We start from the raw sequence: 22,695 nt of genomic DNA on the forward strand, positions 1-22,695 counted from the left end.
ACAACGATCACTCCAGGCAGGCACGGCGAAGATCTCATGGCGATCACCATCTACGGCATCAAGAATTGCGATACGATGAAGAAGGCCCGCGCATGGCTCGACAGCCACAGCGTCGGCTACAGCTTTCACGACTATAAGGCCGAAGGCATAGACAAGGCCCGGTTGCAGCGCTGGGCCAAGGAGGTTGGGTGGGAGACACTGCTCAATCGCGCCGGCACTACGTTCCGCAAGCTCGATGACGCTGCCAAGGAAGGTCTGAACGAGAGCAAGGCGATCGAGCTGATGCTCGAACAGCCATCGATGATCAAGCGCCCGGTGCTGGATCTCGGCGGCAAGCTCGTGGTCGGATTCAAGCCCGAGATTTACGCGAAGGATGTGAAGTAAAGTTCAGTCGATCTCGACGACGTCGCCGGCTGCGATGCGGTTCGGCGCACGATAGGACAGGTTGCGATCGAGCACAGCGCGAAGTTTCGGCACCGGCGCGCTGCGATGGCCGCGCATCAGATTTCTAATTTCGAAGCCGCCGTCCTCGCTGATGGTCTTGAGCGACGCGATGATGTGGGTGACGCCGTCGCCTGATGAGAACGGCATCAGCATCCGCTCGTAGGCAACAACGCGGCCGTTGACGTCGTCGATCATCGAGACGGTGTAAGTCGGCAGTTTGCGTGCGATGCATTCATGATAGGCCGGCAGCACGACAGGGCCGAGGATCGGGCCGAGATAGTCGTCGAGGTAGCGGCCCTTGCCGGTGGTGCCATAGGCGCTCGCCATGCGGGTGCCGTTGCTGTCGATGATGAGCCGCGGGGGGGCCGTGCTGTGATCAACGATGTAGTCGACGAGATCAGGACGTTCCTCGTCTATCCGCTCCGGGTGATAGTCTGCGATATCGGGCAGGGCCTGTTGCGGCGCATAGAGCCGCAGCCAGCAATTCAGCAGATCGCGCTGCCGAACGGACTTCACCACGGACGCGTCGGCGCTCTGGAAGTCCACGGCAACGATCCCCCTGACATCGATTGCCGGCAGTATGCGTGCACCGAGCAAATAATCAGTGAATGCGGGAAATCACCTCGCAATACAATTAACGAGCGATTTTCGGGGCCGTTTGCGGCGCAAACAGGTGGCGCGTTCTGCACGATAGAGCGATCGCATCCAGGCTTTGCTTTCTGCATGTGCGAGAGCCTAACTGCCTACGACTAAGGGCGAAGTTGGTGTGACAGGCGGTCCACGCAATTGTGCCGCATTGCACCTTGCGTTCGCCGCCGCGTTGACGGCATATTCGCGCCACTCGATGTGGCCGCGCGGGGATGACTTTCAGTTTTCCCTGAAATGTGGCTGCGCAAAAAATTGGCCACTGGCGGAGACACGCGCCGGGAAGGTCGATGGGGGAAATTTGCTTGACCGATGAGTTCATTCTCGAAACCAACGGACTGACCAAGGAATTTGCGGGCTTTTTCGCTGTCCGCGATGTCAGTCTCAAAGTTCGCCGCGGTACCATTCACGCTCTGATCGGCCCTAACGGTGCCGGGAAGACGACGTGTTTCAATCTGCTGACCAAGTTCATGCAGCCGTCCGCCGGACAGATTTTCTACAAAGGCAAGGACATCACCGCGACGGCGCCTGCCGACGTGGCGCGTCTTGGCCTCGTGCGTTCGTTCCAGATCTCGGCGGTGTTTCCGCATCTGACGGCGCTGGAGAATGTCCGTGTTGCACTGCAGCGTCAGCATGGATCGTCGTTCGACTTCTGGCGATCCAAGAGCGTGCTGGATCAGTACAATCATCGCGCCGCCGAGCTGCTCGACGACGTCGGCCTCAGCGAATTCGCCAATACGCCCGCGGTGGAAATGCCCTATGGCCGCAAGCGGGCATTGGAGATCGCCACCACGCTGGCGCTCGATCCGGAGATGATGCTGCTCGACGAACCGATGGCCGGCATGGGTCATGAGGACATCGACAAGATCGCAGCACTCATCAAGCGCATCTCGGCGAAGTACACGATCCTGATGGTCGAACATAACCTCAGTGTTGTGTCGAACCTGTCGGACATCATTACCGTTCTGACTCGCGGAAAGGTTCTTGCGGAAGGCAGCTATGCCGACCTCACCAAGGACGAGCGTGTCAAGGAAGCCTATCTGGGAGCCGGCTAATGGCTGACGTTAAAATGGCCGAACCGGCAAAGACCGCAGCGACCGGCAATCCAATTCTCAGCATCGAGAATCTCGAAGCCTGGTACGGTGAGTCGCACATTCTCCACGGCATCAATTTCAACGTGAAGCCGGGAGAGGTCGTCACGCTGCTCGGTCGCAACGGCGCCGGCAAGACCACGACGCTGAAGTCCATCATGGGCATCATCGGCAAGCGCACCGGCTCGATAAAGTTCGAAGGCAACGAGATCATCAAGACCTCGTCAGACAAGATCGCGAAGCAGGGCATCGCATTCTGCCCGGAAGAACGTGGCATCTTTTCCAGCCTCGACGTGAAAGAGAACCTGATGCTGCCGCCGACGATCCGGCCGGGCGGGTTGTCGCTGGATCAGATCTTCGAGCTGTTTCCAAACCTGAAAGAGCGTCTCAACAGCCAGGGGACAAAACTCTCCGGCGGTGAGCAGCAGATGTTGGCGATCGGTCGTATCCTGCGCACCGGCGCGCGCTTCCTGATGCTGGACGAGCCGACCGAGGGTCTGGCGCCAGTCATCATCCAGCAGATCGGTCACACCATCGCGCGGCTGAAGTCGGAAGGTTTCACCATTTTGCTGGTCGAACAGAACTTCCGTTTCGCCGCCACGGTGGCGGATCGCTACTACATCGTCGAGCACGGCAAGATCATCGATGGCTTCGCCAATTCGGAGCTGTCGGCGAATATGGACAAGCTGCATACGTATCTCGGCGTCTAAATATCGAATAACGGACCGAGCCAACGGTCCGACGATAGACACAACCATCAATACGGGTAGGGAAGCACAGAATGAAGAAGGCCGTTTCGACGTCGCTGCTGGGTTTAGCGCTGATGATGAGCGCAAGCTCGCTTGCGTTCGCCCAGGACAAGACCGCCAAGATCGGCGTACTGAACGATCAGTCCGGCCTCTATGCCGACGTCACCGGTGTCGGCTCGACGCTGGCCGCTCAGATGGCCGTCGAGGATTCCGGCCTTGCCGCCAAGGGCTGGAAGATCGACGTCGTGGTCGGTGACCACCAGAACAAGCCGGATATCGGCGTCAACATCGCGCGCCAGTGGTTCGACCGCGACAAGGTCGACGTGATCGTCGATGTGCCGACGTCCTCCGTCGGTCTCGCCGTCAACAACGTCGTCAAGGAAAAGAACGGCGTCTATTTGAATTCCGGCTCCGGCACATCCGATCTCTCCAATGCGCAGTGCTCGCCCAACACCATCCACTGGGCCTATGACACCTATCAATTGGCCAACGGCACCGGCTCGGCCATGGTCAAATCAGGCGGCGATACCTGGTTCTTCCTGACCGCGGACTATGCTTTCGGCACCGCGCTCGAGCGCGACACCACCAACGCGGTGACCGCCATGGGCGGCAAGGTGCTCGGCAGCGTGCGCCCGCCGCTGAACACCGCCGACTTCTCGTCGTTCCTGCTGCAGGCGCAGACTTCGAAGGCGAAGGTGATCGGTCTGGCGAATGCCGGCGGTGACACCATCAACTCGATCAAGCAGGCCTCGGAATTCGGCATCATCAAGGGTGGCCAGAAACTCGCTGGCCTGCTGATGTTCATTTCGGACGTCCATGCCCTGGGTCTGCCGGTTGCGCAAGGACTGAGCTTTACCGAGACCTTCTACTGGGATCTCAATGACGGTACGCGGTCGTTCTCCAAGCGCTTCCAGGAGCGCATGAAGAACAAGGCCATGCCGACCACGGTGCAGGCTGGCGTGTATTCGTCGCTGATCCACTACTTCAAGACCCTCGATGCCATGGGCGGCAACTCCCATGACGGGTTGAAGATCGTCGACAAGATGAAAGCGACCCCGACCGATGACATCATCTTCGGCAAAGGCACGATCCAGCCGAACGGCCGCAAGCTGCACCCGGCCTATCTGTTCGAGGTCAAGAAGCCCGAGGAGTCGAAGGGACCTTGGGATTACTACAAGCTGGTGGCGACCATTCCCGCTGACCAGGCCTTTACGCCTCTCGACAAGAGCAGCTGTCCGCTCCTGAAGAAGTAAGTGAACCTTCGCGCCTTTTAATAGTGTCCATTGTGAGGAAGTCATGAGAAATACGATCTCTACTGCACTTCTCGGTACGGCGCTTTCGCTGGCCATGGCAGGTATCGCCATGGCACAGGATAAGACCGTCAAAATCGGCTCGCTCAGCGATCAGTCCGGCCTCTACGCCGATCTGGGTGGGCCGGGCTCGACGCTCGCCGCTCAAATGGCGGCCGAAGATTCCGGTCTGATGGCCAAAGGGTGGAAGATCGACATCATTTCCGGCGATCACCAGAACAAGCCGGATATCGGCTCCAACATCGCCCGGCAGTGGTTCGACGTCGACAAGGTCGACACCATCGTCGATGTGCCGAATTCCGGCGTGGCGCTGGCGGTGAACAACGTCGTCAAAGAGAAGAACGGCGTCTACATCAATTCGGGCGCTGCAACGTCGGATCTCACCAACGCGCAGTGTTCGCCGAACACCGTGCACTGGACCTATGACACCTACATGCTCGCGCATTCGACCGGGCAGGCGATGGTGAAGGCCGGCGGCGACAGCTGGTTCTTCCTCACGGCCGACTATGCCTTCGGTGCCGCACTCGAGCGTGACACGACCGAAGTCATCAAGGCCAATGGCGGCAAGGTAGTTGGCGGCGTCAAGCATCCGCTCAACACCGCCGACTTCTCGTCCTTCCTGCTGCAGGCGCAGTCGTCGAAAGCCAAGGTCATCGGTCTGGCCAATGCCGGCGGGGACACCACCAACTCGATCAAGCAGGCGGCTGAATTCGGCATCGCCAAGGGCGGTCAGAAACTCGCGGCGCTCCTGCTGTTCATCACGGACGTCAAGGCGATCGGTCTCGAAACCGCGCAGGGCCTCAGCTTCACCGAGACCTTCTATTGGGACCTGAACGACAAGACCCGCGAATTCTCCAAGAAATTCGCGGCGCGCATGAAGAATGGCGCTCCGCCGTCGATGGTGCAGGCGGGCGTGTATGCCGGCCTGATCCACTACTTCAAGGCGCTGGAAGCGCTCGGCAGCAATCCGCATGATGGCGCCAAGGTCGTCGCCAAGATGAAGGAATTGCCGACCGACGATCCGCTGTTCGGGCAGGGCAAGATCGAAGCCAATGGCCGCAAGATTCACCCGGGCTATCTGTTCGAGGTGAAGAAGCCGTCGGAATCGAAGGCGCCTTGGGATTTCTACAAGCTTGCTGGTACCGTGCCGGCCGATCAGGCGTTTACGCCGATCGAAAAGAGCACCTGCGCGCTCCTGAAGAAATAAGATCGTTGGCCCGGCGGCGTCACGCTGCCGGGCCAATACTGTCCTGCGATAAGAGTTGAGAACAACATGTCGATCAATCTACAGGCCCTGTCTGCGCAATTGCTGGTCGGACTCATCAACGGCTCGTTCTATGCGCTGTTAAGTCTCGGCCTTGCCGTGATCTTCGGCATGCTGAACATTATCAATTTTGCCCATGGCGCCGTCTATATGATGGGGGCCTTCGCGGCTTACTTCCTCCTGAACATCGCGGGCATCGGGTACTGGCCGGCGCTGATCCTGGCGCCGCTGGCGGTCGGTCTGTTCGGCATGGTGATGGAACGCACCATGCTGAAATGGATCGCCAATCTCGACCATCTCTACGGCCTGCTGCTGACCTTCGGTCTGGCGCTGATCATCCAGGGTGTATTCCAGAACTATTTTGGCTCGTCGGGCCTGCCTTACGCCATTCCTGATGCGCTGAAGGGCGGCATGAATCTCGGCTTCATGTTCCTGCCGATCTATCGCGGCTGGGTAGTCATCTTCTCGCTCATCGTCTGTATCGCGACCTGGTTCCTGATCGAGCGCACGCGACTCGGCGCTTACCTGCGCGCCGCCACCGAAAATCCGACGCTGGTACGCGCCTTCGGCATCAACGTGCCGCTGATGATTACGCTGACCTATGGTCTCGGTGTCGGTCTGGCGGCACTTGCCGGCGTGCTGTCGGCGCCGATCAACCAGGTTCGCCCGCTGATGGGCGCTGACCTGATCATCGTCGTCTTCGCGGTCGTCGTGATCGGCGGCATGGGCTCGATCATGGGCTCGATCATCACCGGTTTCGCCCTCGGCATCATCGAGGGTCTGACCAAGTATTTTTACCCCGAGGCCTCCAACACCGTCGTCTTCGTGCTGATGGTGCTGGTGCTCCTTGTGAAACCTTCCGGACTGACGGGACGGGCTGCCTGATATGACAACGATCACTGAAAACGCCGTTCCGTCACCCCGCCGCACCGTCAAGGACGAGATGGTCGCCTTCGCGATCATGACCGCGCTGTTGCTGGTCGTGCCGCTTACCGGCGTCTACCCGTTCTTCGTGATGCAGGCATTGTGCTTTGCGCTGCTCGCCTGCGCCTTCAATCTCCTGATCGGTTACGGCGGCCTGCTGTCGTTCGGCCACGCGATGTTCCTCGGCACCGCCGGTTACTGTACGGCGCATGCGCTGAAGGTCTGGGGCCTGACGCCCGAGCTCGGCATTATCGTTGGCGTCGTGGCGGCCGCAGCGCTGTCGGTCATCACCGGTCTCATCGCCATTCGTCGTCAGGGCATCTACTTCGCCATGATCACGCTGGCGCTGTCGCAGCTGCTGTTCTTCGTCTATCTGCAGACGCCGTTCACCCACGGTGAAGACGGCATCCAGGGCATTCCGCAGGGCATCCTGTTCGGCCTGTTCAACCTGTCGAAGCCGATCACGCTGTATTACGTGATCCTGGCCGGCTTCCTGTTGGGCTTCCTGATCATCTACCGTGCCATCAACTCGCCGTTCGGCGAGGTGCTGAAGGCGATCCGTGAGAACGAGCCGCGCGCGGTGTCGCTGGGCTACAAGACCGACCAGTACAAGCTCTTGGCCTATATCCTGTCCGGCACGCTGGCGGGCTTTGCTGGCGCGCTGAAGGTGTTCGTGGCGCAGAACGCCTCGCTCACCGACGTGCACTGGACCATGTCCGGTGAAATCGTGCTGATCACGCTGGTCGGCGGCCTCGGCACGCTGTTCGGGCCGGTGGTCGGCGCCTTCGTGATCATCGCCATGCAGCAGTATCTCGCCGGTTTCGGCCAGTGGGTGACGGTGATCCAGGGCGTGATCTTCGTGGTCTGCGTGCTGACCTTCCGCCGCGGCGTCATTGGCGAAATCGCGCATTACTTCAAGCGCTCGCTGTAAGGTCGGCGTTGTCCTACTTCTCCGATCCGGAGGCGGTGGCACGCTATGCCGAGGGTCCGGTGCGGCAGGTGCCGGGCTTTCTCGGTCTGCTGCAGATGGCGGGTATCCTTCTCGCGGAACTGGCACCGAATGATGCCCGCGTGCTTGTGCTCGGTGCTGGCGGCGGGCTGGAGCTGAAGGCATTCGCCGAGACACAGCCCGGATGGCGCTTTTGCGGCGTCGATCCGTCGGCCGAGATGCTGGGATTGGCGAGGCGCACGCTCGGTCCGCTCTCTCCGCGCGTCGATCTCCATGAAGGCTATATCGATGGCGCGCCAGAGGGGCCGTTCGATGCGGCGACGTGCATTCTGACTTTGCATTTCATCCCGGAGGATGAGCGTCGATGCACGCTGGCAGAGGTGTATCGGCGGCTCAAGCCAGGCGCTCCCTTCGTCGTCGCCCATCACAGCTTTCCCCAGCACGACGGAGAGAAGGCCAGATGGCTGTCCCGTTACGCTGCTTTTGCGGCGGCGTCGGGCGTGCCGGCCGCCAATGCGGCGAATGCAATCTCGGCGATAGGTGAACGGTTGCCGCTTTTGTCGCCGGAACAGGACGAGGCCCTGTTGCGCGACGCGGGCTTTACTGACGTCGCCCTGTTTTATGCCGGGTTCACGTTCCGGGGCTGGGTCGCCTACAGGGCGTAGCCGTCGAGAGAGTTGCGCTCGACCTTTCTCCGCAGCGCGAATGGTGAAATCGCGCATTACTTCAAGCGCTCACTGTAAATCCAGGCACTGCCTCAGGAAAAGCAGGCTGTCATAAAGCGGTGGATGACCGGGTCTAAAAGGTGCGCGATTGCCCGCCTTGACCGGAAATGCTTTATGACAGCCCTGTGACATAGGGCCACGTTGTGGCGGCCCCGCAGGACTATGGTCCGCCGGTTGGTGGTCCAGTCGCTGCGTTTTCCTGACAGTTGGATGAGATGATGCTGCGCTGGTTCCGGTCCTTTCTGCCGCGGGAGGAGAGGTTTTTCGACCTGTTCGCCCGTCACTCGGTGACTGTGGTGCAGGGCGCGGAAGCGCTGGCCGGAATGCTGGAAGGCGGCGACGAGACGCCCGTTTACTGCCAGCGCGTCAACCAGTTCGAGAACGACGCCGACGCCATCACCCGCGAGGTGCTGACCGCCGTTCGCCGCACCTTCATCACGCCGTTCGACCGCGTCGACATCAAGAACCTGATCACCGCGATGGACGATTCCATCGACCAGATGCAGCAGACGGCAAAAGCCGTGATGCTGTTCGAGGTGCGTCAGTTCGAGCCGCCGATGCGCGAAATTGGAATCCTGCTGGTGGAGTGCGCCAACCTTGTCGGTCGCGCCGTGCCGCTGATGAGCGCCATCGGCGACAATGTCGGTCTGCTCACCGCGATCACCGAGGAAGTCGGCAAGCTCGAGGGCCGCGTCGACGACCTGCACGACATCGGACTCAAGGAGCTCTTTCTTAAGCATCGCGACGCCAACACGATGGATTTCGTGGTCGGCGCCGAGATCTACAAGCACCTTGAAAAGGTGGCCGATCGCTTCGACGACGTCGCGAACGAGATCAACAGCATCGTCATCGAACAAGTATAGAGCAGGGCCATCAGGTGGACGCCACGCTTGCCTTTCCGGTGCTGATCGGCCTCATCGCCATCGCATTGCTGTTCGATTTTCTCAACGGGCTGCACGACGCCGCCAATTCGATCGCGACGATCGTCTCGACGCGCGTGCTGCGGCCGCAATATGCGGTGCTGTGGGCCGCGTTCTTCAACTTCATCGCCTTCCTGGTGTTCGGCCTGCATGTCGCCAACACCATCGGCACCGGGATCATCGAGCCTCACATCATCGACGCGCCGGTGATCTTTGCAGCCTTGATGGGCGCCATCGTCTGGAACGTGATCACCTGGGCGCTCGGCATTCCCTCCAGTTCCTCGCATGCGCTGATCGGCGGTTTGCTGGGGGCAGGGCTCGCCAAGGCGGGCCTATCGGCTGCGGTGTGGGGTGGGCTGACCAAGGCACTGCTGGCCATCGTGCTGTCACCGGTGGTCGGTTTCCTGCTGGCGCTGGTGCTGGTGGCCATCGTGTCATGGGCCTCGGTGCGCTCGACGCCGTTTGCTGTGGACCGTGCCTTCCGCATTTTGCAGTTCGTCTCGGCGTCGCTTTATTCGCTCGGCCATGGCGGCAATGACGCGCAGAAGACCATGGGCATCATCGCGGTGCTGCTTTATTCGCAGGGCTATCTCGGCACGGAGTTCTCGGTGCCGTTCTGGGTCGTGCTGTCGTGCCAGGCGGCGATGGCGCTGGGCACGCTGATGGGGGGGTGGCGTATCGTTCGCACCATGGGCCTGCGCATCACCAAGCTGACGCCGATGCAGGGCTTCTGCGCCGAGACCGGCGGGGCGGCGACGTTGTTCGCCGCGACGTTCCTGGGTGTGCCGGTGTCGACCACGCACACCATCACCGGCGCCATCGTAGGCGTCGGTGCCGCGCGGCGTATGTCAGCGGTGCGCTGGAATGTGGCGAGTTCGATCGTCTATGCCTGGGTGATCACGATTCCGGCCGCGGCGATCGTTGCCGCCGCGACCTGGTGGATCGTGAAGCTGCTGCATCTCAGCTTTATCTGAGGCTTGTCACGACACCAGCTTCAGTCCGGCAATGCCCGCCACGATCAACCCGATACAGGCGATCCGCGCAACGGTGGCCGGGTCGCCGAACAGGTACATGCCCAGCACGGCCGTGCCAACCGCGCCGATGCCGGTCCACACCGCATAGGCGGTTCCCATCGGCAGTTCCTTGAGGGCCAGGGCGAGCATGCCGACTGACGCGGTCATGCTGAGCAGGGTGAGAACGGAGGGGATGAGGCGGGTGAAGCCTTCGGTATATTTGAGCCCGACGGCCCAGCCGATTTCGAGCAGACCCGCGATTAGCAACAATAGCCAAGCCATGGGATGACCCCTGTAAACAGGCAGGGCCGTCCCTGCGGATGATGATGATTTGGAGGTCGTCCTCGCAGGAGTTATATGGGAGCGATGCAGCCGGATCGCAACGCGGCCGATGGTCGCCACTTCGGCCAGTTTCCCGCTCAAAATCCCTTGATTGCGCCCGTTTTCCCTGCCACAGGCACGCTTATGTCCGATATCGCCCTTTCCGCCGACTCAGCCGCGCGTTCCCCGCTTGCCACTGAGGTCGCCCGCCGTCGCACTTTCGCGATCATCTCGCATCCTGACGCCGGCAAGACCACGCTGACCGAAAAGCTGCTGCTGTTCGGCGGCGCCATCAATCTGGCCGGGCAGGTGAAGGCCAAGGGCGAGCGCCGCAACACCCGTTCGGACTGGATGAAGATCGAGCGCGACCGCGGCATCTCGGTGGTCACCTCGGTGATGACCTTCGAATTCCAGGGCCACGTCTTCAACCTCCTGGACACGCCGGGCCACGAGGACTTCTCGGAAGACACCTATCGTACGCTGACCGCGGTCGACTCGGCCGTGATGGTGATCGACGCCGCCAAGGGCATCGAGGCGCGTACGCTGAAGCTGATCGAGGTCTGTCGCCTGCGCGACATCCCGATCATTACCTTCGTCAACAAGATGGACCGCGAGAGCCGCGACGTGTTCGATCTCTTGGACGAGATCGAGAAAACGCTGGCGCTCGACACCACGCCGATCAACTGGCCTGTCGGCCGCGGCCGCGATTTCATGGGCACCTACGATATCGAGACCGGCGGCATCCGCCTGCTCGAAGGCGGCGGCGCGAAAACGGGAGCGGCCGAGAAGATCAAGATCGCCGATCTTGCCGGTCGCAACGCCAATCTCGATGCCTCTGAAATCGCCGACGAACTCGAACTGGTGAAGGAAGCCTCCAAGCGGTTCGACCTGCAGTCGTTCCGCGAAGGCCATATGACGCCGGTCTATTTCGGCAGCGCGCTGCGCAATTTCGGCGTCGGCGATCTACTCGAAGGCCTCGGGCGCTTCGCGCCGCCGCCGCGCGCGCAAGAGAGCAATGTCCGCAAGGTCGAGGCCGATGAACCCGGCATGTCGGCTTTCGTGTTCAAGATCCAGGCGAACATGGATCCCAACCACCGCGACCGCATTGCGTTCGCGCGGCTGTGCTCCGGCAAGCTGACAAGGGGCATGAAGGCAAAGCTGGTGCGCACCGGCAAGAACATGTCGCTGTCGTCGCCGCAGTTCTTCTTCGCGCAAGATCGTGCGATTGCGGATGAAGCCTATGCCGGCGATGTGGTCGGCATTCCCAATCACGGCACGCTGCGGATCGGCGACACGCTGACCGACGGCGAGGACATCACTTTTATCGGCGTGCCGTCCTTTGCGCCGGAAATCGTCCGCCGCGTCCGCCTCGGCGATGCGATGAAGGCGAAGAAGCTGAAAGAGGCTCTGCAGCAGATGTCGGAAGAGGGCGTCGTCCAGGTGTTCCGACCGCGCGACGGCGCGCCTGCGCTGGTCGGCGTCGTTGGCCCGCTGCAGCTCGATGTGCTTAAGGCTCGGCTCGATGCCGAGTATCAGTTGCCCGTGAGTTTCGAAGTCTCGGAATTCTCGCTGGCGCGCTGGATTTCGTCGGACGACAAGAAGAAGCTCGAGACCTTCATGTCCAACAACAATTCCGGCGTCGCGGATGACGTCGATGGCGATCCGGTGTTCCTGGCGAAGAACGACTTCTATCTGAACTACACCAAGGAACGCGCCGAAGGCATCGTGTTCTCTGATATCAAGGACGTGAAGAAGCAGGGGTGAGGTAAGTACGGCGGAATAGCGCAGCGTATTCCGCCGTCGCTGATTGGCGGATTATGCCTTCGGTTAATCCCGCCCTACGATCTGCGATGCTCTCGGTGCCGCGCTATGTCCCGATGTGGCGGCGTTGACGCTTTCTTGAAGCCGGCGGGATCACGCAAGCTATTCAATCATCCAGGGGGCGGGGATCCTGGTTCCGGTGAATCTATTCGAATTTGAGGCATTTCTGATCAAATTTGATAGCGTTTTCTGGCTACGAGGCACGCGGTGTTGAGGCGGTCGCGCCACGACGGCTTGGCCTGTTGGAAAGTTTGAGTGAGATGGACGGGGTCGTCGTCAAGACTACGCTCCAACTGATCGCGCCCGGCATACTCGTTGTCTTCGGGATTGCCTTTGTTTGCGCGTGGCTCATCGAGAAGAAGCGCAACTACCTGTTCTTGTTGGCTGGCGCGTGCCTCCTGTTTGCCTTGGGCGCGATGTCGCAGATTTTGGGCTGGCCGCCCGGCGCGGGGCCCAATGCCATCGTGTCGGGCGCGCTCTACACCGCAGCAGTGATCGCCGCCGTGGAGGGCATTCTGCTGCGTTCGGGCAAGCCGCTCGGTCCGGTCCTCGACATGGCGATCCTGGCCGGCTTCGTCCTTCTGCTCGCCTATTTCTTTTATATCGACCGTCGTCTCGTCGCCCGGGTGTACATCCAGAATTTCGGCTATGGCCTCCTGATGTTGATCACAGCGTGGCGGCTCACCCCTTTGGCGCGGGGGCGGACTGTCGACAGGGCTCTGTTCTGGGTGCTGTTGCTGTTTGGGTTGCATTTCTTTCCGCGAACCCTGCTCACGGTCGGATTTACCTTGCCGGTCGACAAAACCGCTTTCGCCAATTCGATGTTCTGGCAGGCGCTCCAACTGTCGCTCGCCGTACTTGGCGCCGGTCTGGCGCTGGCCATCCTCGCTGCGGCAGTGTCCGACATGATTGATGATCTGCGTCGCGAACGCGATCTCGATCTGTTGACCGGTATCCTGAATCGGCGCGGCTTTCATGAACGGGTATCTGCCTATCTGCGCAAACACGGACCAGGCCATGCTGCGCTCGCTTTGTGCGACATCGACCACTTCAAGAGCATCAACGATACGCTCGGTCATGACGTCGGGGACGGTGTCCTCGAAGAGGTGGGGCGCATGCTGCGTAGCGCGTCGCGCAAACGTGACATTGTCGGGCGATTGGGCGGCGAGGAATTTGCGGTGTTCCTTCCGGATACGAACGAACAGGAAACGGTTGATTATGCCGAACGGTTGAGGGGCGCAATCGAGCAGAACAGCTTTGCCGTCCTCGGCGGAGCGAGGCAGGTCACTGCGAGCTTCGGCGTGGGGACGTTGCAACCGGGAGATAGCTGGCCGAGCCTGTACAAGCGGGTCGACGAGCGACTTTACGAAGCGAAGCGGACCGGTCGCAACCGCACGATTTCCCATGCGTTATCGAGCGTCTCTGCCGACGCGCCTTCCGTCGGATCCGGATACGCACTCCCGCAGCTGCAGGGCCAGGACGGCGTCCGCCTCTGACGTCGAGGTCGGTTCGCGATGTGTATTGACGGCTTGGACTGCGCTTTCCGTTCTACGGTTATCGCGCCTCTCCACCTCCCTTTTGATATTCCCCAGTCCCAGCACCGCTTCCTCATCCATCCGCTGAACCTCGCGGTCGATGTCGTGCGAGGAGGGCAGCCATTGCGGCCGTGATTTCGGATTGGTGTAATCGAACTCCGGGCACAGGGAGGACTGCGCGTTGGACCTCGGCCTTTCGTAGGCCGACGCAGCTGTCTCACGACAGAGGCAGGACGATCCGCCGGGTCGCTCCGGCGGATCTTGACCTGCTAGCGGTACGCAATACATGAACCGCTTGAGAAGACCGTATCGCTGAATTCTTAAAGAAAGATTCCTGCGCGCGAAGCGTGTCCGCAACTATTGTCAGTCAAGGCAGCGGAGAAACGGCGGTTGCTCCTGTATAGTTAAGTCGTGAAGTGGATATGAAGTTTGTACAGCCTGAAGGGCACAGCCTTAGGCACGAGATTCTACATTCCGCTTGATATTCGCCAACCCCAGCTCCGCTTCCTCGTCGATCCGCTGAACCACCTCCGGCGTCGGCGCCTTCGGCCGCGCTGGGTTGCGCACAGTCCGCGTGAATTTCGTCCCGCCATCGACGACATCACAGACATATTGCACGACGATGGGGCCGGTGACGCTCATATGCGTCAGGCCGATCCACAGACGCGGGCGTTCACAGGTGATCACCAGCCAGTCCAGCGCGACCGGGCCCGAGCGCGTCGACCAGTGCTCGTGAAACGTGTCGCCGAAGCGCATCGGACGGTCCTCGCAGTCGATCTCGTGCGAGGAGGGCAGCCATTGCGGCCATGACTTCGGATTGGTGACGTAATCGAACACGGCTTCGGGCGCAGCCGCGATCACGATGGAATGGCTGCGCTCAAACGGGTGGGTCGATATGGTCGTGTTCATCCGGCATTTCCCTGATCGTGTACGTATTCCATATGCCGGGCGATGCGGCCGCTATGTCGGCAACGACTCGCCGGTCTGTTCGCGCACGATATAGTCGGCATACCAGTCCGGCCAGTTCTCGTCATGCTGGCCGCCATTGCGCTTTTCGTGCTCTCCATGCGCGATCGCAGCTCGCCGCAAGGCGGCTGCGAGGTCAGCGGAAGAGTTGAACGTCGTGGCACTGGCATCGACACGTCCGGGCAATCGCGCGGTGATCTCCTGAAATAGCCAGCCGTTGCCGTCCGGGTCGCTGAATGACGCGAAGGAGCGATAGCTGGCGCGCGCGGGATCAGGACCTTTCACCCGAAGCCGTCCGAACAAGTAAGGCTCGTCCGGCCCGACATTGGCATCTCCGGCGTGGAAGGCGTCGCTCACCTTGACGCCGCGGCCGAGCAGGTCCGCACGAGCGGCCTCGATGTCGGAGACGATCAGATACAGGCCCTGCGCCGAACCGGGCGTTGCGGCAGTGACGTTCTTGCCGAAGATGACCGAGCAATCCGAACCCGGCGGCGTGAACTGGATCACGCGATAGTCGTCGCCGACCACGAAGTCGGCATCGAGTCTCCAGCCCAGGTTTGCGTAAAAACTCTTGGCCGTGTCGACATTCGACACGGGAATGACGACGATTTCGAGCTTCATGGCGACGGAAGTATCACGATGCACCTGGGGACTGCTCATGTCGGTCTCCTGAGGTTGGGGTGTGATGACACGACGTGTGGTGCCGGGCTGGGCGCTGGCGCAACAATGTCTGTAATTGGTCGTTTGGCTGGCGTCCCGCTTGTTGGTCTGCTCGTGCGGTTGTGATCCATCCCGATCTTGATGACGCCACACGCCTGTATCATTTCAGGTGAGGGCGCATTTGCAAAGCTGTCCGAATGACACGGAACCTCACGTTACTGTTGATCGCCGGCGTAGTAACGGTATTCGCCGGCCAGGCGGAGGCGCGGCGGCTGCGGGCCGGGGACGCTGTGCCGTTTTCGCACGCGCCGTGCAGCGTGCTGGATGGCGAACCTTGCACGCCATCCACCTGCAGCGTGTTCGATCACGGGCCGTGCATTCCGGAGATCGATTATCCGATCGGCCAGAACCTGCAGGTCACAGTGCTGAGCGTGCCGCCTGATGATCAGCAGGACCGCTACCGCAGGCCGGATCATGATCTCGATACGCTCGGCGATCTGCTCGCCACCTTGCGGTCGTGCTGGTCGCCGCCCGCGGTGGAGAGTGCGCGTGCGGGCATGCAGATGTCGGTGATGTTTTCGTTCAACACGGCCGGCACGCTCATCGCGCCGCCGCGGGTGACCTTTGCCACCAAGGATGCGCCGCAGGACACGCGCGACACCTATCTTAAGGCCATCAACGCCTCGCTCCATAGCTGTTTGCCGCTGAAACTCACCAAGGGTCTCGGTGGCGCGGTCGCCGGGCGGCCGATCATGATCCGCTATGTCGATAACCGGGAGCTGGAGAAGCAGTCCGGGAAGTAGGGTGTGGCGTGAACCGCTGCGTCTGTCGCTGCGACGAAGGGGAAACCACTCCGGAGGCGGCGATGTTTGGACGCAGGTTCGTGTTGATTGCGACGATTGTTTGCGCCGTCGGCGCGCTCACCGGCGGCAGCGCGTTGCTGCTTTGGCCCGAAGCCGACAACTGGACCGAGGAAGCCAAGGCCTGCGTCGGCGACAAGTATGTCGGGTTCTGGCAGGACAACGGCAAGTATTCGTTCAAGATGGATTTCGAGAACAACTGCGCCCGCAAGATCGCCTGCGGCATCGACGTCACGGTAAGCAACGCCAAGGGCTCGGTGAAGGACCACGGCACGGTGATCGTCCCCGCACGCGGCCAAACGCCGAGCGAGGCAAGCTACAGCATTCCAACCTCGTCGTCGTCCGGCATGGCGCAAACCGCGCGAAACTGCCGGTTCGTATGACGTTGCTCAGTCGTGACCTCTCCCGCTAACGGCTGGAAGAGGTTAGGAGAGCCGGCCGTATTGTGTGATGCGCCTCAATCGATCCTGATCTTCGCCGCCTTGATCACCTCGGCCCATAGCGCCTTCTCGTCGGCCATGCGCTTGCGAAGCTGATCCGGCGTGGTCGGCGAGGGCGTGATGAGCTGCAACTTCAACTTCTCGATCACGGCGGGCTCGGCAAGCGTCTGAGTGACTTCGGCATTGATCGTCGCCACCACATCTTTCGATAGTCCACCGGGGCCGACCAGCGCATTCCAGGCGTCGGACTGCACGTCAATGCCGCTCTCGGTCAGCGTCGGCACATCCGGCAGGAACGGCGAACGCTTCGCGGTGGTGACGGCGAGGATCTTCACAGCGCCTGTGGCGAGCTGTGGCGTGACGCCGATGGCGGGCAGGCACGCGACCTGCACATCGCCGCGGATCAGCGCGGTGGTCGCGGCCGGCGACGACGGATAGGGGATGTGCACCATATTGGCGCCGGCCTTCTGCGCGATTGCCTCCATGCAGAGCTGTGACAGCGTGCCGACGCCGATGGAGCCGTAACCGAGGCCCTTCGGATCGGCTTTGGCTTTCGCGAGGAATTCTGCGACGGTGTTGACGCCAAGGCTGGTCGGCACTGCGAGCACGCTGGGAAGCTGAGTCAGCAAGGTGATCGGCGCGATGTCGGTGTCGGGATTGTAGGGCAGCTTGGCAAACAGCAGCGTGTTGATGGCGAGCGGGCCGCCGAGCGAGATGCCGATAGTCGAACCATCAGGCGTGGATTTGGCGATGGCATCGGTGCCGATATTGCCGGAGGCGCCGGGCTTATTCTCCACGACGAAATTGGTGCCGGGATGCCGAGTTTGCAGACTGTCGGCGAGCACGCGGCCGACGATGTCCGGGCTCGCGCCTGCGCCGAACGGCACGATGATGCGCACCAGTTTGGGCGGCCAGACGGGAGCTTGCGCGTGCGCCGCGAAAGGCAGCGCAACGAACAGCAGCGCTGCGAACGCAAGGCGAAAGCGGGCAGGTGTCGTGTCGTTTCGCAGCATTGCGTGCGTCCCCTGAAAAGTGATACCCGGAACCGTCTGACCGGCGCCGAAGGCGGCTAAAATCCGCTGACCGGGCGGGACCATAGTGGGAATTTCAGGGCGGGCAACCCATCCGGCACGCTACCGCCCGGGCGAGAGGACTGAACGTCATGGGACTGATCGTGATGATCCTCGGCCTCGTGCTGTTTCTCGGCGTTCACCTGTTCATTACGAAGCGCGAGGCACGCGCGGAGCTGATCGCGCGCCTGGGCGAGAGCATCTACAAGCTCGGCTTTGCGCTGATCTCCGCCATCGGCCTTGCGCTGATCATCTGGGGGTTCGCGCAATATCGCGCGACAGGCTGGATCAATGTCTGGACGCCGCCGCTGGCGATGAAGCACATCACCGTCGCTCTGATGCTCCCGGCGGTGATCATGGTCGCCGCGTCCTATATCCGCGGCCGTATCTACACCACGCTGAAACATCCGATGCTCGCCGGCGTTAAATTGTGGGCCGCGGCGCATCTGCTTGCCAATGGCGATCTCGGCTCGATCATCCTGTTCGGGTCGTTCCTCGCCTGGGCGGTGATCGACCGCATCTCGATGAAGCATCGCGTCGACGCCGGCGGTCCGCCGATCCCCGTGGGCGGTCCGCTCAACGATGTGATCGCTGTTGCGGTCGGTATCGTCGCCTATATCGCTTTGGGTTTCGCCTTCCATCCGGTGGTGATCGGCGTTCCCGTGTTCGGAGCTTAAGTTCATGTCAGTTCAGTCGGCCATCAAGCGCAAGACCGCACCGGATATTCTCGCGCGCAAGAACGGCGAGCCGATCGTGATGCTCACCTCGTATCATGCGCATACGGCCTCACTGGTGGATCGCTATTGCGACGTCATCCTCGTCGGCGACTCGCTTGGCAATGTGATGCACGGCTTCGAGACCACAATCCCCGTGACGCTCGAGATGATGATCCTGCAGGGCCACGCGGTGATGCGCGGCTCCAAGCAGTCACTCGTCGTCGTCGATATGCCGTTCGGCTCCTATGAAGCCTCGAAAGAGCAGGCGTTTCACTCTGCCGCGCGCATCCTGAAAGAGACCCATTGCGGCGCCGTGAAGCTGGAAGGCGGCGCGCGCATGGCCGAGACCATCGCGTTTCTCACCGAGCGCAGTATTCCGGTGATGGCGCATATCGGTCTGACGCCGCAGTCGATCGCAGCGCTCGGCTCATTCCGTTCGCAAGGCAAGGAAGAGGCCGAAGCCATTGCGCGCGGTGAGAATGTGCCGGGTCCGATCCAGAACGATGCGATCGCTGTCGCGCAAGCCGGCGCGTTCTCCGTCGTCATCGAAGCCGTGGCCGAACCGCTGGCGCGAAAGATCACCGAGACCATTTCAATCCCGACCATCGGCATCGGCGCGAGCGCGGCCTGTGACGGTCAGGTGCTGGTGCTCGAAGACATGCTCGGCCTGTCGGCACGTGTGCCCAAATTTGTGAAACGTTACGGCAATCTCGGCCCCATGATTGAGGCGGCCATCGAGGGGTATGCCACCGACGTGCGCTCGCGCGCGTTTCCGGGACCGGAACATGTCTATGGCGGCAAGCCGAAGGGCTGACACAGGTTTGACGCAAGACGGCCGCAGGAAATCCGCAGGAATTTTGCGGCCAGCTTGGGGTTGAAATGCAGGGGCAGATGCGAAGGATGATGACTATGAAGGCCTTGAAATTCCTGAGCTTTGTCGCCGTGCTGGCGCTGCTTCCCGCGGTTTCCCAGGCCGAGCCCGCCAAAAGGGAGCGGAAGCCCCATTATCGGGTCGAAGAGCCGCGTCCGATCACCAACCCGCTCAATGACACTCGCGGCAATGCGGCGCTGGGCGGCAACAACGCCAATTCGGCCTTCGGCGACAACAGCGCCGGGTCCAATGCCAATGGCCGCACCAGCGGCGGCGCTGGCGGTATGAACTGACGCTTTCAGAAGCATCGGTTCAAATTAAGCATTTCGGGATAACGCCTTGATCGCGCTGGCTTTGCCTTGCCAGCGCCATAACGCTAGGGTATCGCCGCCGCCATGCCGAGGCGCAATGCCCGGCGCCGCTCGGGGTGAGCGCGGCCCATCGGGGACAGGATACCTTTAAGTGTCTGAATTATTTAATGAAGTCGACGAAGACCTGCGTCGCGAGCAGCTCAAGAAGATCTGGGAGAAGTACTCGCTCCTGATCATCGCAGTCGCGATTCTGATCGTGGTCGGCGTCGGCGGGTGGCGCGGCTACACTTATCTCGAGGCCAAGAAGGCTGGCGAGGCCGGTGCGGCATTCGACCGCGCGGCTGAACTGGCCGAGCAGAACAAGCATGCCGAGGCGGAAGCCGCCTTCACCAAGCTCGCGGCCGAGGCGCCGTCCGGCTATCGCACGCTGGCGCGCTTGCGCGCCGCTGCCGAAGCCGTGTCGCGCGACCCGCAGGCCGCGGTAAAACTGTATGACGACATCATCGCCGACCGCACGGTTCCTGCACCCGAGCAGGATCTCGCGCGGATCCGCGCCGGCAGCCTGCTGCTGGAGACCTCGCCCTATGAGGCGATGCTGACGCGCCTGGAGCCGGCGACCACCAATACCAGCACCTATCGCCATTCGGCGCGCGAACTGCTGGCGCTATCGGCATGGAAGGCCAACAACGCCGTGGCGACACGGCAGTGGCTGGACATGATGTCCAACGACGCGGAGACGCCGGCGAGCCTGCGCACCCGCGCCGAAGCGTTGCAGGCGCTGTTGCCGCCGGCAGCCAAGAGCTAAAGCAGCGCTGAGCAAGACAAGAGCTGAATTAGAGCTGACCTGAAGCCGATCGTTCAGATCATGAGTTGAGTGAGAAGTCGTCCATGCGCCCGATGCAACGCCTCGTTTCCGCTGCCGTCCTGATTGCGCTGTCGTCAGCGCTCTCGGGCTGCGGCAGCATGTCCGGCTGGGATCCTGCTGACTTGCTCGACTTCCTGGATACCAAGAAGAAGCTGCCCGGCGACCGCAAGCCGGTCTTCCCCGATGGGGTCCCGGGCCTCGAGCAGGGTGTGCCGAAGGATCTCTACAAGGAGAATGCCGAGCGCCAGCGCGCGCAGGACGCCGCGGCTGCCGCAGCGGCAACGCCGCAGCCGGCGGCACCTGCGCCGGAGCCCAAGGGCCGCAAGGCGAAGGGCCGTGGCTCGGTTCAGGTCGGCACCGTGAGCCAGGATGGCGCAGCGCCAGCCGCAGAACCTGATGCCGCAGCCGCCGAGGAAGGCAGCACCGCCGCAGCGCCGCCGCCACCGAAAGGCAAGAAGGTCGCTCGCCGTCGCAGCACCACCGCGCCGCCGCCGGACGAGCCGGCAGCAGCACCGACAGCGCCTGCCCAGCAAGCCACCACACCATTCCCGGCACCAGTGCCGTCGGGTAGTTTCTCGCGCTAGAGGCTGCGTTCCAATCTGATCGCAACGCGGCCTCTAGATTCTTGTTTTGACGCGTTTTCTTCACGCGAACCGGCAACCACGTCGCCGGAAAACGCTGTCGTATCGCGCTCCCTCTCATTGACAGGCTGTCCGTAAAGGGCGCACGGATCACCTATGTCTTCACTTCAAGCACCTTTCACGATTGCCATCATTGGCCGACCCAATGTCGGCAAATCCACGCTGTTCAACCGTCTGGTCGGGCAGAAGCTTGCGCTGGTCGATGACACCCCCGGTGTCACCCGCGACCGCCGCGAGGGCGAAGGCAAGCTCGGCGATCTCGAATTCACCTTGGTGGATACCGCCGGTCTCGACGAAGGTCCGAAGGGCTCGCTGACCGCGCGGATGCAGGAGCAGACAGAAACGGCGATTGCGCTGGCCGATGCGCTGTTCTTTGTCATCGACGCGCGCGCGGGCCTCACACCGAACGATCGCGCCTTTGCGGATTTCGCGCGTCGCGCGAACAAGCCGGTGCTGCTGCTCGCCAACAAGAGCGAAGGCAAGCACGGCGAAGTCGGTGCCATGGAATCCTATGCACTCGGGCTCGGCGATCCCATCCAGATCTCCGCGGAACACGGTGAAGGCCTTGGCGAGCTCTATGACGCGCTGCGCGTGCTGATGCCGGAGCCGGTCGAAGAGCCCGAAGAATTCGATGATGACGACGTCATCATTCCCGAAGAAGAGATCGAGACGCGGCCGATCCGCGTTGCCATCGTCGGCCGCCCCAATGCCGGCAAATCGACCACCATCAACTATCTGCTCGGTGAAGAGCGGCTGCTGACCTCGCCGGAAGCGGGCACCACACGCGACAGCATTTCGGTCGAGCTCAACTACAAGGGCCGCGACTTCCGCATCTTCGATACCGCGGGTCTGCGCCGTCGGTCGCGCATTGAGGAGAAGCTGGAGAAGCTCTCCGTTGCCGATACGCTGCGCGCGGTGCGTTTCGCCGAAGTCGTCGTGCTGATGATGGACTCGCAGAACAAGTTCGAGGAGCAGGATCTGCGCATCGCCGATCTGGTCGAGCGTGAGGGACGCGCGCTGGTGCTTGCGGTCAACAAATGGGATCTGGTCGAGAAGCAGGGCGGCCAGATTGGTGCGCTGCGCACCGATGCCGATCACTTGTTGCCGCAGATCAGGGGGGTGCCGGTCGTTGCGATCTCCGGCCTGATGGGCGAGGGCGTGGAACGGCTGATGAAGGCGATACAGGATTCCTATGCGGTCTGGAATCGCCGCATTCCCACCGCCGGCCTCAATCGCTGGTTCGAGGATGCGATCGACAAGAACCCGCCGCCGTCGGTATCGGGTCGCCGGCTGAAACTAAACTACGTCACCCAGAACAAGGCACGGCCGCCAAGCTTCGTGGTGTTCTGCTCGCGCGCCGATGCGGTGCCGACGAGCTACCTGCGCTATCTCACCAACACGCTGCGCGAGGCGTTCGACCTGCCGGGCACGCCGATCCGCATCACGCTGCGCGAGAAGGCCAATCCGTTTGCGCATAAGCGGAAACGGCCGAACTAGAGCGCGCTCATAAATTCGGTTCATGTCCACTTAGCTTCGAAAGCGACGCAACTGTTGCGTCGCGACGAATTATCGCGAAGTGCCGGA

25 protein-coding genes are annotated in these 22,695 nt (G+C 61.7%); 20 read left to right on the forward strand and 5 right to left on the reverse strand.

Going from position 1 to position 22,695, the window contains the following annotated elements; genetic code table 11:
• The first annotated feature begins 36 nt into the window (after window positions 1-36).
• On the forward strand, window positions 37-384 hold the full coding sequence (locus tag CIW50_RS16740) for an ArsC family reductase (RefSeq protein ID WP_149532342.1): 348 nt from the start codon (window positions 37-39) through the stop codon (window positions 382-384).
• Between the two features lie 3 nt (window positions 385-387).
• On the opposite strand, the gene CIW50_RS16745 is transcribed toward CIW50_RS16740, so the two are convergent.
• A complete protein-coding gene (locus tag CIW50_RS16745) occupies window positions 388-990 on the reverse strand; it encodes a PAS domain-containing protein (protein ID WP_149532343.1) in 603 nt (200 codons plus the stop codon).
• 404 nt (window positions 991-1,394) lie between these two features.
• Here CIW50_RS16745 and CIW50_RS16750 point away from each other — a divergent pair, with 404 nt between their 5' ends.
• The 9 genes from CIW50_RS16750 to CIW50_RS16790 all read left to right on the forward strand — a co-directional run bounded on the left by CIW50_RS16750 (window position 1,395) and on the right by CIW50_RS16790 (window position 9,995).
• A complete protein-coding gene (locus CIW50_RS16750; RefSeq protein WP_149532344.1) occupies window positions 1,395-2,144 on the forward strand; it encodes an ABC transporter ATP-binding protein in 750 nt (249 codons plus the stop codon).
• Window positions 2,144-2,890, forward strand: a complete 747-nt coding sequence (locus CIW50_RS16755) for an ABC transporter ATP-binding protein (RefSeq protein ID WP_149532345.1) — start codon at window positions 2,144-2,146, stop codon at window positions 2,888-2,890. The genes CIW50_RS16750 and CIW50_RS16755 overlap by 1 nt, the downstream gene beginning before the upstream one ends.
• Before the next feature lie 71 nt (window positions 2,891-2,961).
• Window positions 2,962-4,182: an ABC transporter substrate-binding protein gene (locus CIW50_RS16760; RefSeq protein ID WP_149532346.1), complete on the forward strand. Its 1,221-nt coding sequence runs from the start codon at window positions 2,962-2,964 to the stop codon at window positions 4,180-4,182.
• Window positions 4,183-4,225: 43 nt separating this feature from the next.
• Window positions 4,226-5,446 (forward strand): ABC transporter substrate-binding protein, encoded by a 1,221-nt coding sequence (locus tag CIW50_RS16765; protein ID WP_149532347.1) that lies wholly within the window; start codon window positions 4,226-4,228, stop codon window positions 5,444-5,446.
• 66 nt (window positions 5,447-5,512) lie between these two features.
• A complete protein-coding gene (locus CIW50_RS16770; RefSeq protein ID WP_149532348.1) occupies window positions 5,513-6,388 on the forward strand; it encodes a branched-chain amino acid ABC transporter permease in 876 nt (291 codons plus the stop codon).
• Window position 6,389: 1 nt separating this feature from the next.
• On the forward strand, window positions 6,390-7,358 hold the full coding sequence (locus CIW50_RS16775) for a branched-chain amino acid ABC transporter permease (protein WP_149532349.1): 969 nt from the start codon (window positions 6,390-6,392) through the stop codon (window positions 7,356-7,358).
• An 8-nt stretch (window positions 7,359-7,366) separates the two neighbouring features.
• Complete coding sequence (locus CIW50_RS16780) at window positions 7,367-8,041, forward strand: class I SAM-dependent methyltransferase (protein WP_149532350.1); 675 nt, start codon at window positions 7,367-7,369, stop codon at window positions 8,039-8,041.
• A 278-nt stretch (window positions 8,042-8,319) separates the two neighbouring features.
• The gene (locus CIW50_RS16785) at window positions 8,320-8,964 is read left to right on the forward strand and encodes a DUF47 domain-containing protein (protein ID WP_149532351.1); all 645 of its coding nucleotides are present in this window, start codon (window positions 8,320-8,322) and stop codon (window positions 8,962-8,964) included.
• 14 nt (window positions 8,965-8,978) lie between these two features.
• Window positions 8,979-9,995: an inorganic phosphate transporter gene (locus tag CIW50_RS16790; protein WP_149532352.1), complete on the forward strand. Its 1,017-nt coding sequence runs from the start codon at window positions 8,979-8,981 to the stop codon at window positions 9,993-9,995.
• A 6-nt stretch (window positions 9,996-10,001) separates the two neighbouring features.
• Here CIW50_RS16790 and sugE read toward each other — a convergent pair whose 3' ends face one another.
• Entirely contained in the window at window positions 10,002-10,316 is a 315-nt protein-coding gene (gene sugE / locus CIW50_RS16795; protein ID WP_149532353.1) for a quaternary ammonium compound efflux SMR transporter SugE, read from the reverse strand.
• 183 nt (window positions 10,317-10,499) lie between these two features.
• On the opposite strand from sugE, the gene CIW50_RS16800 reads away from it, so the two are divergent.
• Together CIW50_RS16800 and CIW50_RS16805 are read left to right on the forward strand one after the other, a co-directional pair.
• Window positions 10,500-12,119 (forward strand): peptide chain release factor 3, encoded by a 1,620-nt coding sequence (locus CIW50_RS16800; RefSeq protein WP_149532517.1) that lies wholly within the window; start codon window positions 10,500-10,502, stop codon window positions 12,117-12,119.
• A gap of 317 nt (window positions 12,120-12,436) precedes the next feature.
• Complete coding sequence (locus CIW50_RS16805; protein WP_149532354.1) at window positions 12,437-13,672, forward strand: GGDEF domain-containing protein; 1,236 nt, start codon at window positions 12,437-12,439, stop codon at window positions 13,670-13,672.
• A gap of 492 nt (window positions 13,673-14,164) precedes the next feature.
• Here CIW50_RS16805 and CIW50_RS16810 read toward each other — a convergent pair whose 3' ends face one another.
• A complete protein-coding gene (locus tag CIW50_RS16810; RefSeq protein WP_149532355.1) occupies window positions 14,165-14,620 on the reverse strand; it encodes an SRPBCC family protein in 456 nt (151 codons plus the stop codon).
• Window positions 14,621-14,671: 51 nt separating this feature from the next.
• Window positions 14,672-15,337 carry a VOC family protein gene (locus CIW50_RS16815; RefSeq protein WP_149532356.1) on the reverse strand — a complete coding sequence of 222 codons (666 nt, stop codon included), beginning with the start codon at window positions 15,335-15,337 and terminating at the stop codon, window positions 14,672-14,674.
• 197 nt (window positions 15,338-15,534) lie between these two features.
• Here CIW50_RS16815 and CIW50_RS16820 point away from each other — a divergent pair, with 197 nt between their 5' ends.
• A complete protein-coding gene (locus CIW50_RS16820) occupies window positions 15,535-16,140 on the forward strand; it encodes a UCP034077 family protein (protein WP_149532357.1) in 606 nt (201 codons plus the stop codon).
• Window positions 16,141-16,202: 62 nt separating this feature from the next.
• The gene (locus CIW50_RS16825; RefSeq protein ID WP_149532358.1) at window positions 16,203-16,580 is read left to right on the forward strand and encodes a hypothetical protein; all 378 of its coding nucleotides are present in this window, start codon (window positions 16,203-16,205) and stop codon (window positions 16,578-16,580) included.
• Between the two features lie 74 nt (window positions 16,581-16,654).
• Here the strand turns inward: CIW50_RS16825 and CIW50_RS16830 are convergent, their stop codons facing one another.
• Window positions 16,655-17,650, reverse strand: coding sequence for a Bug family tripartite tricarboxylate transporter substrate binding protein (locus tag CIW50_RS16830; protein ID WP_149532359.1), 996 nt, complete (start codon window positions 17,648-17,650; stop codon window positions 16,655-16,657).
• 149 nt (window positions 17,651-17,799) lie between these two features.
• Here CIW50_RS16830 and CIW50_RS16835 point away from each other — a divergent pair, with 149 nt between their 5' ends.
• The 6 genes from CIW50_RS16835 (at window position 17,800) to der (ending at window position 22,608) form a co-directional block, all read left to right on the forward strand.
• Window positions 17,800-18,384, forward strand: coding sequence for an NnrU family protein (locus CIW50_RS16835; protein ID WP_149532360.1), 585 nt, complete (start codon window positions 17,800-17,802; stop codon window positions 18,382-18,384).
• 4 nt (window positions 18,385-18,388) lie between these two features.
• Window positions 18,389-19,237 (forward strand): 3-methyl-2-oxobutanoate hydroxymethyltransferase, encoded by an 849-nt coding sequence (gene panB, locus CIW50_RS16840; RefSeq protein WP_149532361.1) that lies wholly within the window; start codon window positions 18,389-18,391, stop codon window positions 19,235-19,237.
• Window positions 19,238-19,332: 95 nt separating this feature from the next.
• On the forward strand, window positions 19,333-19,587 hold the full coding sequence (locus tag CIW50_RS16845) for a hypothetical protein (RefSeq protein WP_149532362.1): 255 nt from the start codon (window positions 19,333-19,335) through the stop codon (window positions 19,585-19,587).
• A 169-nt stretch (window positions 19,588-19,756) separates the two neighbouring features.
• Window positions 19,757-20,410: a tetratricopeptide repeat protein gene (locus tag CIW50_RS16850; protein ID WP_149532363.1), complete on the forward strand. Its 654-nt coding sequence runs from the start codon at window positions 19,757-19,759 to the stop codon at window positions 20,408-20,410.
• 83 nt (window positions 20,411-20,493) lie between these two features.
• Window positions 20,494-21,054, forward strand: coding sequence for a hypothetical protein (locus CIW50_RS16855; protein ID WP_149532364.1), 561 nt, complete (start codon window positions 20,494-20,496; stop codon window positions 21,052-21,054).
• A 153-nt stretch (window positions 21,055-21,207) separates the two neighbouring features.
• Window positions 21,208-22,608, forward strand: coding sequence for a ribosome biogenesis GTPase Der (gene der / locus CIW50_RS16860; RefSeq protein WP_149532365.1), 1,401 nt, complete (start codon window positions 21,208-21,210; stop codon window positions 22,606-22,608).
• Window positions 22,609-22,695: the final 87 nt, after the last annotated feature.

The sequence above is a fragment of the Tardiphaga sp. P9-11 genome, from assembly GCF_008329525.1.
GTDB lineage: Bacteria > Pseudomonadota > Alphaproteobacteria > Rhizobiales > Xanthobacteraceae > Tardiphaga.

Coding starts and splice junctions, on each gene's coding strand:
- CIW50_RS16815 (WP_149532356.1), bottom strand. CDS start 15,337: ATGAGCAGTCCCCAGGTGCATCGTGATACTTCCGTCGCCATGAAGCTC.
- CIW50_RS16820 (WP_149532357.1), top strand. CDS start 15,535: ATGACACGGAACCTCACGTTACTGTTGATCGCCGGCGTAGTAACGGTA.
- sugE (WP_149532353.1), bottom strand. CDS start 10,316: ATGGCTTGGCTATTGTTGCTAATCGCGGGTCTGCTCGAAATCGGCTGG.
- CIW50_RS16755 (WP_149532345.1), top strand. CDS start 2,144: ATGGCTGACGTTAAAATGGCCGAACCGGCAAAGACCGCAGCGACCGGC.
- CIW50_RS16760 (WP_149532346.1), top strand. CDS start 2,962: ATGAAGAAGGCCGTTTCGACGTCGCTGCTGGGTTTAGCGCTGATGATG.
- CIW50_RS16775 (WP_149532349.1), top strand. CDS start 6,390: ATGACAACGATCACTGAAAACGCCGTTCCGTCACCCCGCCGCACCGTC.
- CIW50_RS16765 (WP_149532347.1), top strand. CDS start 4,226: ATGAGAAATACGATCTCTACTGCACTTCTCGGTACGGCGCTTTCGCTG.
- CIW50_RS16770 (WP_149532348.1), top strand. CDS start 5,513: ATGTCGATCAATCTACAGGCCCTGTCTGCGCAATTGCTGGTCGGACTC.
- CIW50_RS16805 (WP_149532354.1), top strand. CDS start 12,437: ATGGACGGGGTCGTCGTCAAGACTACGCTCCAACTGATCGCGCCCGGC.
- CIW50_RS16830 (WP_149532359.1), bottom strand. CDS start 17,650: ATGCTGCGAAACGACACGACACCTGCCCGCTTTCGCCTTGCGTTCGCA.
- CIW50_RS16785 (WP_149532351.1), top strand. CDS start 8,320: ATGCTGCGCTGGTTCCGGTCCTTTCTGCCGCGGGAGGAGAGGTTTTTC.
- CIW50_RS16810 (WP_149532355.1), bottom strand. CDS start 14,620: ATGAACACGACCATATCGACCCACCCGTTTGAGCGCAGCCATTCCATC.
- CIW50_RS16825 (WP_149532358.1), top strand. CDS start 16,203: ATGTTTGGACGCAGGTTCGTGTTGATTGCGACGATTGTTTGCGCCGTC.
- CIW50_RS16845 (WP_149532362.1), top strand. CDS start 19,333: ATGAAGGCCTTGAAATTCCTGAGCTTTGTCGCCGTGCTGGCGCTGCTT.
- der (WP_149532365.1), top strand. CDS start 21,208: ATGTCTTCACTTCAAGCACCTTTCACGATTGCCATCATTGGCCGACCC.
- CIW50_RS16800 (WP_149532517.1), top strand. CDS start 10,500: ATGTCCGATATCGCCCTTTCCGCCGACTCAGCCGCGCGTTCCCCGCTT.
- CIW50_RS16740 (WP_149532342.1), top strand. CDS start 37: ATGGCGATCACCATCTACGGCATCAAGAATTGCGATACGATGAAGAAG.
- CIW50_RS16835 (WP_149532360.1), top strand. CDS start 17,800: ATGGGACTGATCGTGATGATCCTCGGCCTCGTGCTGTTTCTCGGCGTT.
- panB (WP_149532361.1), top strand. CDS start 18,389: ATGTCAGTTCAGTCGGCCATCAAGCGCAAGACCGCACCGGATATTCTC.
- CIW50_RS16855 (WP_149532364.1), top strand. CDS start 20,494: ATGCGCCCGATGCAACGCCTCGTTTCCGCTGCCGTCCTGATTGCGCTG.